Source organism: Anabaena sphaerica FACHB-251 (genome assembly GCF_014696825.1).
Lineage (GTDB): Bacteria > Cyanobacteriota > Cyanobacteriia > Cyanobacteriales > Nostocaceae > RDYJ01.
Map to the genome: position 1 here is coordinate 301,551 of NZ_JACJQU010000005.1, position 12,088 is coordinate 313,638.

9 protein-coding genes and 1 pseudogene are annotated in these 12,088 nt (G+C 40.5%); 3 read left to right on the top strand and 7 right to left on the bottom strand.

Annotated elements, in window-relative coordinates:
* Positions 1 to 198: 198 nt before the first annotated feature.
* The gene (locus tag H6G06_RS12150) at positions 199 to 612 is read left to right on the top strand and encodes a BON domain-containing protein (RefSeq protein ID WP_190560394.1); all 414 of its coding nucleotides are present in this window, start codon (positions 199 to 201) and stop codon (positions 610 to 612) included.
* Between the two features lie 193 nt (positions 613 to 805).
* Entirely contained in the window at positions 806 to 2,797 is a 1,992-nt protein-coding gene (locus H6G06_RS12155) for an ABC1 kinase family protein (RefSeq protein WP_190560443.1), read from the top strand.
* A 119-nt stretch (positions 2,798 to 2,916) separates the two neighbouring features.
* On the opposite strand, the gene H6G06_RS12160 is transcribed toward H6G06_RS12155, so the two are convergent.
* The 4 genes from H6G06_RS12160 to H6G06_RS12175 form a co-directional block, all read right to left on the bottom strand.
* Positions 2,917 to 3,351 (bottom strand): hypothetical protein, encoded by a 435-nt coding sequence (locus H6G06_RS12160; RefSeq protein WP_190560396.1) that lies wholly within the window; start codon positions 3,349 to 3,351, stop codon positions 2,917 to 2,919.
* Positions 3,352 to 3,471: 120 nt separating this feature from the next.
* Complete coding sequence (locus tag H6G06_RS12165) at positions 3,472 to 6,480, bottom strand: valine--tRNA ligase (protein ID WP_190560398.1); 3,009 nt, start codon at positions 6,478 to 6,480, stop codon at positions 3,472 to 3,474.
* Between the two features lie 491 nt (positions 6,481 to 6,971).
* Entirely contained in the window at positions 6,972 to 7,853 is an 882-nt protein-coding gene (gene ylqF, locus H6G06_RS12170) for a ribosome biogenesis GTPase YlqF (RefSeq protein WP_190560400.1), read from the bottom strand.
* A 104-nt stretch (positions 7,854 to 7,957) separates the two neighbouring features.
* On the bottom strand, positions 7,958 to 8,323 hold the full coding sequence (locus H6G06_RS12175) for a VOC family protein (RefSeq protein WP_190560402.1): 366 nt from the start codon (positions 8,321 to 8,323) through the stop codon (positions 7,958 to 7,960).
* Positions 8,324 to 8,614: 291 nt separating this feature from the next.
* On the opposite strand from H6G06_RS12175, the gene H6G06_RS12180 reads away from it, so the two are divergent.
* The gene (locus H6G06_RS12180; RefSeq protein ID WP_190560404.1) at positions 8,615 to 9,259 is read left to right on the top strand and encodes a hypothetical protein; all 645 of its coding nucleotides are present in this window, start codon (positions 8,615 to 8,617) and stop codon (positions 9,257 to 9,259) included.
* A gap of 234 nt (positions 9,260 to 9,493) precedes the next feature.
* On the opposite strand, the gene H6G06_RS12185 is transcribed toward H6G06_RS12180, so the two are convergent.
* The 3 genes and pseudogenes from H6G06_RS12185 to tnpA all read right to left on the bottom strand — a co-directional run.
* Positions 9,494 to 10,711 (bottom strand): M20 family metallopeptidase, encoded by a 1,218-nt coding sequence (locus tag H6G06_RS12185; RefSeq protein ID WP_190560406.1) that lies wholly within the window; start codon positions 10,709 to 10,711, stop codon positions 9,494 to 9,496.
* 80 nt (positions 10,712 to 10,791) lie between these two features.
* Positions 10,792 to 11,472 (bottom strand): dethiobiotin synthase, encoded by a 681-nt coding sequence (bioD, locus tag H6G06_RS12190; protein ID WP_190560408.1) that lies wholly within the window; start codon positions 11,470 to 11,472, stop codon positions 10,792 to 10,794.
* Positions 11,473 to 11,648: 176 nt separating this feature from the next.
* A pseudogene (tnpA, locus tag H6G06_RS12195) lies at positions 11,649 to 11,873 on the bottom strand (IS200/IS605 family transposase); the annotation flags it as partial.
* Positions 11,874 to 12,088 lie beyond the last annotated feature (215 nt).

The window sequence follows — 12,088 nt, forward strand, 5'->3', positions numbered from 1 at the left end:
ACGAAAATTGAATTGGCGCTTTAGGCAGTATAAACTTGTAGGTTTGAGCCTCTATAAGTTGTCCAATGTTCAATTTTCAGCAAACTGGCTTCTTGGTTAAGCACTGGTGTTTTTGGGTGTTTAATTTGTTTTTTAATTGCTCCTGGTTATCACACACGCCTCAATTCATCGCTTCAAGTATTCAATTGGAAGATAAACATGAACAAGCTAATTCCCTTTGTTGTTAGTGGCATTTTAGTAGCTGGTGTTTTTGGTTGCCAAGAAGCTCCTAAAACTGGTTCGGCAAATCCTGGTACAACCGATGAAGCTACTTCCGTACCAGTAAAACCCGCGTCTTCGACTACACAAACTACATCAGAAAAACCCACCACAAAAATTACTCCTGAATCTACCAAGGCTACAAGCGACTTGAAAACCGAAGTTAGCAAAAAGTTAAAGGAAGCGTTACCTAGCAATAAGCTGGAAGTAGAGAACAAGGAAGGTGAGATTATCCTCAAAGGTGCAGCGGCTTCTGAGGAAGAACTCAAAAAAGCTGAAGCTTTGGTTAAGCAAGTTAAAGGTGTCAAAAGCGTCAAGGTAGAAGCAAAAGTCGCACCTGAGAAAAAGATATAGCAGGGAATAGATAATAGGTAATAGGTAATTAGCAGGGGAGGAAAGGGACAAAAGGGAGAAAAGGGAAGATTTCCTCCCGTCTCCCCCGTCTCTCTGTCTCCCCCAGCCCTCTGCCTCTTATTTGGGGAGATGCGGAAATGGCAACATATTGTTACAATACTTAACAGCGTTCATCTCACTGGTGGCTTTCTTGATGATGGTTAAGAGTCTTCCCCCTAGTTCTCGATCTACTGCGGAGGACAGTCGCGGAAGCGAATTGTCCTTAATTGAAGTACTACCAGAAAATGGTACAGGAGCCTTGGTGATCAATTCACCGGAACTCTCAGAAAAGCATAAACAGACAGTATTAGTTAAAGCTGAACCGGAGACACTGGGTTACGATCCTGAAGAGATCAAGGCACATTACCAAAGCAAACCTTTACAGGTTTTGCGGCGGATTTTAGCAGTTTTACAACCAACTTTATCCTATGTTTTCGGGATATGGTGGGATAGGCAACGGGGAATAGTTGTCAAAAATGACCGTCGTCGAGCAGTTCAGCTACGAGAATTACTGACGAGATTGGGTCCTGCTTATATTAAAATCGGTCAGGCTTTGTCTACCAGACCTGATTTGGTTCCGCCACTATATCTGGAAGAATTAACTAAATTACAAGACCAATTACCACCGTTTCCTAATGAGATAGCTTACCAGTTTATCGAAGAAGAACTAGGAAGCCGTCCAGAGGAGATTTACGCTGAACTTTCGCCCGAACCGATTGCAGCGGCTTCTTTGGGGCAAGTTTATAAAGGTAAGCTCAAAACTGGGGAAGAGGTTGCTATTAAAGTCCAGCGTCCAGATTTGCGAGAACGAATCACAATAGATTTGTACATTTTGCGCTACTTGGCTGGGTGGGTGCAAAGAAAGGTAAAACGGGTACGGAGTGATTTAGTCGGGATTTTGGATGAGTTGGGCGATCGCATTTTTGAAGAAATGGATTACATCCACGAAGGCGAAAATGCTGAACGCTTTTTTGAATTATACGGGCATATCAAAGATATTTATGTACCAAAAATTTACTGGGAATACACCAACCGTCGTGTTTTAACGATGGAGTGGATTAACGGAATTAAATTAACTCAAACCCAAGAAATTAAGGAACTAGGAATAGATGCACGCTATTTAATTGAAGTAGGTGTCCAGTGTTCTCTGCGTCAATTATTAGAACATGGATTTTTCCACGCTGATCCCCACCCCGGCAATTTGTTAGCTACCTTTGATGGTAAATTGGCTTATCTTGACTTTGGGATGATGAGCGAGATTAAGCCACCGCAACGTTATGGTTTAATTGAAGCTATTGTTCACGTTGTTAACCGTGACTTTGACTCCTTAGCACAAGATTACGTAAAGTTAGAATTTCTTTCCCCAGAAACCGATTTAACACCAATTATTCCTGCCTTTGGGAAAGTTTTTGCTAATGCTCAAGGTGCAAGTGTAGCGGAATTAAACATTAAAAGCATCACCGATGATTTATCGGAATTAATGTATGAGTATCCTTTCCGCGTTCCTCCCTATTACGCTTTAATTATTCGTTCTTTGGTGACTTTGGAAGGGATTGCTATTTATATAGATCCTAACTTCAAAGTTCTCAGTGAAGCTTATCCTTATGTTTCTAAACGGTTGTTAACTGATCCAGCGGATGAATTAAGAACATCACTGCGAGATTTATTATTTAAAGATGGTAAATTCCGGTGGAACCGCTTGGAAAACTTGTTAAAAAATGCCCGGAATAGTCAAGATTATGACTTGGACTTAGTCATGAATCAGAGCGTAGATTTTCTGTCTTCTGAACGGGGTGCATTTATTCGTGACAGGTTAGTAGATGAGTTTGTGAATGGACTGGATGCTGTAGGTAAAAACGTCTTGCATAATTTTACTTATGTACTGCGAGAAAGGGTAGGTTTAACAGCAGTTAATGAAATGCCTGGTGCAACAGTTGAACAACAACAAACCTTAGAACATATCAAGCGAATTTTTGGTATTCTTCGGGAAACTAGAGGCTTTGATCCTGCTAAACTGGCTCCCCAATTAACACAGGTACTAGTTAATCCGAGAGTGCATCATTTAGGTCAACAAATTGCTAATCGCTTTACACAAAAAGCTGTAGCTAGGTTAATTCGGCAATTATTAGCAGCAGAAGAAATCTAGGTAGTTGGGGACTGGGGACTGGGGACTGGGGACTGGGGACTGGGGACTGGGGACTGGGGACTGGGAAGAGTTTTTCCTAATTACGAATTACGTATCCCTTACGGGAGCCGGAGACATTATTAAGAATTATCCTGTTGACCATAATTTAGATCAGGTTTGAGACTTTCTTCGAGGGATTGAATTTGTTCCCGACGGGCTTCTAATTCCAAAGTACGACGTGCTAAATCTTGGTTTTGCAAGGTTAAAGATTGTCTCCACTGTTCTGCCTGTTCTGCTTCCTGTTGTAAAAATTCTGGAGTAATACCAGTTTTGAGGTAAGTTTGCACCAAAGAAAGTACCCAAGTGGTAGCATCTTCAATTTTTTCTATTTCACCGGTAGGAGAAAGTTTTACCAACACCAGCATTTTTTCGCTCAAGGTGTTTACTTTTCCCAGGAGAATAAATGTCTCTTCGGAAATGATTGACCATAAATACTCAGTTTCCTGACGTGCTAATAGGCGCAATTGATACTGCTCTAAAAAATCGTTTTTACATACTTGGGCTAGGTATAGCATAGTAATTCAAAATTGAGGAACAGGGAACAGGGAACAGGGAACAGGGAACAGAGAACAGGGAACAGGGGGCGGAAATTTTTTACTATCACCAGTCCCCAGTTCCTAGTTACCTATCACCTGTTATAAAGAACTGAGCCTATCGCGTAAAATTTCTGCTTGTTTTTCAGCTTCTGCTAAAGCATCTCTTGTAGTTTGTACCACATCTGCGGGAGCTTTATCTACAAAGTTAGAATTACTCAATCTTCCACTTAAAGATTTAACTTCTGCTTCAATTTTACTCAAGCTTTTCTCTAGTTTGGCACGCAACACATCAATATCAACTACCCCGGTTAAGGGAATAATAACCTGAACTGTACCCACAACACCTGCAATAGAATTTTCTTTTTCTGGGTTTGGTTCTAGCTGTATTTGGGTTGGTTCTTCGCTGGGTGGGAGGTATTTAGCAAATAATTCTTGTCTCGCTTTACCATTCAGCAAATAGCGGACAATAAACCAACCTGCATAAAGCAAACCCACAGTTTCAAAGAAAGTGCCAAAAATGGGTAGACGTAGAGATGTATTTCCGACAAATATCGCCACTCTTAGAGAAATTAAGGCAACAATAATTAACCCAAGCGTTGTGAAAGTGCGCCAATATTTGCTAGTAAAAACAGGGTTGGTTTTTGCTTGAGATGCCGCATTAGAAATAGTTAAAGTTTCTACCTTTGCCAAATCTTGGATATAAGACTGGCCAGCATTGAGAATAAAACGCTCATTTTCATTCTCACTTTGCAAATTAGCAGTGACTTTTACCCCTGGTTTAATATCAGCTTCTGCCCGTAAATTGCGAATTGTGCGAATAGTATTAATTAACAATTCAAACTGTGCTTCTAAAGCTTGATCAATTAATTTATCATCCGCTTCTGGATAATTTTGTAAAGCTAAAATCTGGGGATTTTCTGCCGGTTGCTGAGTGAGCGTTTGCCAAATTTCTTCAGTGATATGAGGCATTAAGGGATGAAGTAGTTTTAAAATCCCTTCCAATATATAAGCAAGAATTTGTTGGGCTACTTGGCGAGATGCGGGGTCTGCATCTTTCTGTAATCTGGATTTTACTAATTCAATATACCAGTCACAGAAATCACCCCAAATAAACTCATAAAGTCCTTTTGCTGCTTCGCCTAAACCATAATTATCGATGTAATTAGTGGTTTGTTTAACTACTTGATGATAACGGGAAAGAATCCATTTATCACTGAGTTCTGTAGGTTCAGGTTTACCTAATTGGGCTGGAGTTTGCCCATCCAAATTCATCATTACAAATCTGGCAGCATTCCATAACTTATTAGCAAAGTTACGAGATGCTTCTACAGATGTGGATTCATCTTTTTTACGGTCATATTCTAGACGAATATCTTGACCAGCGCCTGCTACTTCTTTAATTAAGGTATAGCGGAGGGCATCAGTACCATATTTGTCAATTAGCAATAATGGGTCAATGCCATTATTTGCTGATTTCGACATTTTCTTATTATTTTCATCCCTGACCAAGCCGTGAATGTAAACAGTTTTAAACGGCATTTGTCCGGTGAAATGTCCCGCCATCATCGTCATTCTTGCAACCCAGAAAAAGATGATATCAAAACCTGTAACTAAGGTGGCGTTGGGGTAGTAAGTTGCTAAATCTGGGGTTTGTTCTGGCCAGCCGAGAGTAGAGAAAGGCCATAAACCAGAAGAAAACCAAGTATCTAAAACATCGGGGTCTTGTTCTAATTGGACATTTTCCCCAAATTGTGATTTGGCTTTTTCCCAAGCTTCCGTTTCCGTTCGCGCTACAATATGGGGTGTTGAGTCAGTGATTTGTCCGCCGGTTTCGCTGACAGCGTACCAAGCGGGGATTTGATGACCCCACCAAAGTTGACGGGAAATACACCAGTCACGCAGATTTACTAACCAATCACGATAAACCTTAGTCCAGCGTTGGGGGACAAACTCAGGGGAATTTTGCTGGTCGAGGAATTCGAGAGTTTTGTCAGCAAGAGGGCGAATTTTGACAAACCACTGGGTAGAAAGGAGAGGTTCAACGGGGACTTTTCCGCGATCGCTATAAGGTACTGTATGTTTATAATCTTCTATCTTCACCAAAACCCCATCTGCTTCTAGGCGAGAAATCACATTTTTCCTAGCTACAAAGCGGTCTTGTCCTTGAAACTCCCCAGCATTTTCGTTCAGAGTGCCGTCTTTATTCATAATATTGATAAACGGCAAATCATGACGTTTACCCATTTCAAAATCATTGGGGTCATGGGCTGGAGTTACTTTCACGCAACCCGTACCGAAAGCAGGGTCAACCAATTCATCACCAATAATCGGGATTTCTCGGTTCATAATTGGCAAAGTCAGGGTTTTACCAATTAAATGTTTATACCGTTCGTCTTCGGGGTTAACCGCAACTGCTGTATCACCCAACATCGTTTCTGGTCGAGTTGTCGCCACTTCTACAAAACCAGAACCGTCACTCAGAGGATAGCGGAAGTGCCAAAGATTACCATTTACCTCTTTTGGTTCCACTTCCAAATCAGACACCGCAGACCCAGAAGCGGGACACCAGTTAACCAAATAATTACCGCGATAAATCAGCCCTTCCTCATACAGGCGGATAAATGCTTCTAAAACAGCTTTCGATAAACCTTCATCTAAAGTGAAGCGTTCCCGCGTCCAGTCAACCGAAACACCCAAACGGCGCAGCTGATTAACAATTGTACCCCCAGATTCAGCTTTCCATTGCCAAGCCCGTTCTAGGAATTTTTCGCGTCCCAAATCATTGCGAGTTTTACCTTCAGCTTTGAGTTGCTTTTCGAGAATGGTTTGTACAGCAATACTGGCGTGGTCAGTTCCGGGTAGCCAGAGGGTATTGCGTCCTTTCATGCGATGGTAGCGCACGAGGGTATCAATCAAGGCACTTTCAAAGGCGTGACCCATATGCAAACTGCCGGTCACGTTTGGGGGAGGAATAACGATACAGTAGGGTTCGCCCTTGTGGTTGGGGTCAGCTTTGTAGACTTGGTTGTCTTCCCAGAATTTTTGCCATTTGGCTTCTGTGGAGAAGGGTTCGTAGAGACTGGGGAGATTGGGAATAGTTGCGGTCATGCTGGGAATAATCAGTTTTTTAGGACTCTGATCAATTTTGCCACAGGGTTGGAGGGGATTTGATGCAAAGGTGGCATAGAAGGTGATTGTCTGTTTGTGTTGATCATGATTGAATTGTCACAAACTGCAAAGTACGCAAATATTTTTTTGCTTGTTTAACTATAGAAGTTTTATCACCACGCACGGAAACAATAGATAGACGTGGAAAACTTGTTGATTAGAAAAATTCAACAAGTTTACGGGAGATCAAGTACCTTACCTCAAACTTTATTCAACCAGACATACATTTGCTACTTGGGCGATCGCCACCGGGTCAACACCGAATAAAGTTGCTTACTGGTTGGGCGATGATGTTCAAACCGTTCTGATCTACTACTGTCACCCAGAAATCAGCAAGTCTGATTGTCCAGATTTTTAACTACTCACTTTCTACTCACTTTCTACTCAGACTACTCATTTACTACTCAAGAAAGTCCTGAAACAGCCATATATCAATGAGGTGGAATTTCTAAAGGAATATTTCCTAACAGTCCTTTGCGAAAATCGGTGATGAGAGTTCTAGCAGCGCGTTCTACATCTCCTTTATAACGATGTTCTGCTAAGACTTGCAAATATGCTTCCCCAGTGTGAATGATAGAATCAACTTCGTAGCGTGAAAGTAATGGGTGCGGTGGTAACAAATGAGGATGTGTTTCTTGCAGTTCATTTAAGATATCTACAAAAGCTGCGGCTACCAATTGATTGTCATAAGATGCTTCACCAATATCATCACAAATCGCTAATTTTACTGCTGCGGCTTGATTTTCTAGTCTAGAGGGAATAACACCAGGCGCATCCAGTAATTGCAACTGTTCAGAAATTCGCACCCAACGCAGTTGACGAGTCACACCGGGACGCGCTGCACTTTCAACGACTCGCTTTCCTAGCAAACGGTTAATTAATGCTGATTTTCCCACGTTGGGAAAACCAATAACTACAGCACGGACTGCACGGGGTAACATTCCCCGATCTTTTCTGCGTTTATTCAGTTCTATTCCTGCTGCTTGCGCTGCTTTAGCTATGGCTGCAATACCTTGGCCATGTTGAGCATTGGTAAAATAAGGGACTTGTTCTTGGCTTTTAAACCAATTTTCCCACACCGATCGCACTTGAGGCGAAATCATATCTAAGCGGTTAATTACCAACACCCGCGACTTACTCCCCACCCAATCATTCATCTGCGGATGGTTTGTAGCTAAGGGAATACGTGCATCCCGCACCTCTAACACCACATCTACTCGTTTTAGCTGTTCTTGTAGCTTTTTTTCAGCTTTGGCGATGTGGCCGGGATACCATTGAATTAGATTTAATTTGTAGTTTTGAGTTATAGACATTGGGGACTGGGGACTGGGTACTGGGGACTCGGTATTGGGAAGAAAGCAGGGGGAGCAGGGGAAGAATATTTATTTATCTTTTGCCTTTTGCCTTTTCCCAACGATTAATGACTTTGATGTAAAATTAAGCGGTTGCCGTCGGGGTCGTAAGCGTAAATTTCTCTACCGTGGGAAGCAGTGGAAATGTTGCCTGGTGGGGGATAGCCTAAAGATTGCAGGTGAGTTATGGCATTTTCTAAATTACTCACTTCTAAACATAAACTTAGCGGACTTTTGGTATTAACTGCAAATTCTGATTGATTATTTTTTTTAGGTTGAAAAATACCTAAGCTGAGGCTAGAGATTTGAAACTCAGCATAGACATTGGGTATGAGGTTTTTTGGTTCTTGTTCTAGTAGCTGAATATAGAAATTTACCAACTTATCAAAATTCACCGTTGCAATGGTGACTAATACATTATTATATTCCATCTATTACATATTTCTTACCAAGGTTAACCAAATAACAAATTATACTACAAATTATACAATTTTGTGGGGGGCATCCTGCCAGCCCTAAAACACTGATAAATAGGGTTGGTTGAAAAAGTAAAGAAAGGCAAGGGAAAAATCAATGAATGATTCTAGCTATTATTTAGATATAAGTTAATATGTCTACAAATATGTAAAAATATAGATTTTATTAATGATAAAAGCAAAAAGAGGAGAAGAAAATATGAGAAAATCATTTTTAGTATCTTGCATCAGATAATTTATAAAACTATGAAATTTAAAAACTTAATTCTCCTATTCCCCATCATTACATCATTATTTATTCCCTTAGTTAGCTTAGAATTATTTAATTCAGGAATTGCATTAGGAAAGACCAATAAAAGACCAATTATTAAAGGATATTGCGGAAAGCAAAAATGTGAAACCTTATTTCAACAATTAACCAAACTCTATCTAGAGTATACCAAAGAATATGAAAAACAATGTCCACCAAATCAAATTATAGGATTAGCAATATATAAACATGATCAAAATCAGAAAGTTTATTTTACCTGTTGGAATCCTAAAAAAGAGAAGGATGGTAATCGTTATGGATCATATTTAGGCAGTTTACCAACTCCAGGAAACGAAAATAAATTTTTAACTCCCTTACCTACTAATTCACCTAATAATCAATATAATCAATATCTACAAAAAAACTATGCCAACGAATTGAAAAAAGCGCAATTTAGATGTGCTACTAATGGTGGAAACTTTAACTTATTAACATCAGAAGATCAGAAAAATATTGAATTACAGTGTTATTTTCAAGCTGGAGTAAGTTTAATAGATGTTAATAATGATTGGGTATCCGATGGAGAAGCAACTAGAGGTGCAGGAGTTGATCAAATTTTAGGAACTTTTCCTATCCCATAAATCCCCAACTTTCCAGATATAGCAGGAGTCAGCACTAAAACCCTCTTGGGGTCAGAGTTTGATTATTACATTGATGTCCTAATATAATGTCCGCCTAATCACTTGCGATATAACTGGTTGTGCAGAAATCCAAAAATTCTTTTCCCCCTGCTCCCCTGCTGTCTTAATGATAAGTATATCTCTGACGAGACGCTACGCGAACAACCGGACATGATATAACCACCCTTTCCACTGCTATATCAAAAATTTTTCCACACATCTAACAAATATTTCTACACCCATGACTAAAGCTGTTTCATCAAAATCAAATCGGGGATGATGATGAGGATAATTTAATTTTTTCTCTGCATTAGCTGAACCTAAAAAGAAATAACAACCTGGAACTTCTTGCAAGAAAAATGACATATCTTCACTGCCCATAATTTGACATTCTGGAACAATATTTACAGGTGTTTCTACTACTAATTCTGCTACAGATCGCACTAATTCTGCCATTCCGGCATCATTAATTACTGGAGGATAAAGATTGATATATTCCAAGTCATAATTTGCGCCATGACTTTGGCAGACTCCAGCAATAATTTGTTGAATACGTTGTTTAAAAAAGCCGGCTAAATCAGTATTAAAATATCTGACTGAACCACTCATTCTGGCGGTATCAGCAATTACATTCATTCTAGTACCAGCGTGGAGTTCACCTATTGTCACCACAGCGGAATCTAAGGGGTTGATGTTACGGGCTACAATTGTTTGCAAGGCGTTAACGATTTGAGCAGCGACTACAACTGAATCAACGGTTTGATGGGGCAGTGCGCCGTGTCCACCTTTGCCTAAAATTGTACAGTTAAAGAAGTCTACAGCAGCTAACAAAGCCCCAGGACGAACTCCTACTGTCCCCACAGGTAAATCATTCCACAGATGTAAGCCGATCATGGCATCAACATCTGGGTTTTTCAAGACTCCTGCTTCGATCATGGGTTTTGCACCACCTGGTCCTTCTTCTGCTGGTTGGAAGATAATTTTCACAGTACCGCTGAAATCTTGACGATGCTGTTGAAGGTAGTATGCTGTACCTATTGCGATCGCTGTATGTCCGTCATGTCCGCAAGCGTGCATCACTCCATTATGCTGGGAGCAATAGGTCACTTCGTTTTCTTCTTGAACTGGTAAGGCATCCATATCAGCACGGATACCTAATACTTTACCATGCTGAGATTTTTCACCTTTAATAATAGCGACAATACCAGTTTCGGCTATACCTGTTTGATGTTCAATTCCCCATGCTTGCAACTTTTGGGAAATAAACTCTGCTGTCAGTTTTTCTTGAAAACCTAACTCTGGTTTTTGATGTATGTGTCGTCTCCATTCGATTAATTGCGGTTGTAAGGATCGAATTTGCAACCGTACATTAGCAAGATTTTCAGTAGAAGAATTTGGAATAGTAGAAATCATGATTGGTAATTAGTCAGTTGTCAGTTGTTATTATCCCCCTGTTCCCTGTTCCCTGTTCCCTGTTCCCTGTTTCCTCTCACCTATAAAGATAGTATTTCCCAGTCTAAATTAGATCCTACTTGGGCTAGTTTTGTTAGGTTAGTGGGTTCTTCTAAATAAGGTAAACAACCTAAAACGGGTATGTGAGTAAATGATTGAATTAACTCTGGTGGTGTTAAATCGGCTATTTCTTCATCAAACCGGGGTTGTGTACAATTAAGCACAATTCCCCGCAAATTTACTTTAGCTTGTCTTGCCAATGCTACATTAGCAACAACTTGAGCGATCGCACCCAATCTCACAGGTACAACTAAAATTGTTGGCAAACGCCATTCACCCGCTAAATCCGCTACTGTTAATTCATGAGTAATCGGTGAACCCAACCCCCCCAAAGATTCTACCAACAAAAAATCACGCCGCTGTTGCAACTTCAATAAAGTCTGCCAAACCAAAGCCAAATCTATGGTGCGATTTTCCTTAGCTGCGGCAATAGGGGGCGCTAGAGGTGCTTTAAAATACAGAGGTGTAGTTTCGTCTGGCGACTGGTCTAGTGTAAAAAGAGCGTGGTAAAGTTCCCTGTCGCCTACTCCTGATTGAATCGGTTTCATAATTCCCAAGCTACTTTGGGGGCGATATTTTCGCCAATAGGCTGCTAAAACGGTTGTCAAAAAAGTTTTACCAGCCCCCGTATCAGTTCCCGTGATTAATAGTGTGTTTGACAATTTATTTGTGAATTATTACTGAAGATAGATGAAAATAGTCCCCAGTAAGAAAATTACTGGGGCTATCTTTAATTTAGCTTAACAGCAAGAAGCCCCACGTCTCACTCTTAGGAGCGTGGGATGAATTGCGTAGCGTAGCACACAGGAAGGGAGACAGGTCGGAAACGAACACTTTCTTACTCTTCCGGTGAATTTTGATTTTCAATATATTTCCGTAATGTTGAGATAGTCACCCCGCCACAACTAGCAACGAAATAAGATCCGTTCCAGAAAACATCTTTCCAATAAATTTTGGCTAATTGTTCCGAGAATTCTTGGCGTAATTTCCTAGAAGAAACTGATTTAAGATTATTTATCAGCTTACTTAATTCTCAGTCTGGGTGGTATTGAAATAAGCAAGGGAGTGTGTGGAGTATGTCACCGTTAATTACTAGGAGTAATTGCTGGTGTTGGTGTTGTTTCCGGTATTTGATTATTTTCTTGCGCGTCTGTAGTAGGTGTTTCCGTTGGTGTGGGGGTTTCTGTGGGGGTGGGGGTTTCTGTGGGGGTGGTTCTCTATTTTACTGATCCTGCAACCCCTAGAACCGTTTAATTGTTTTGATTTCCTGTGATTTTG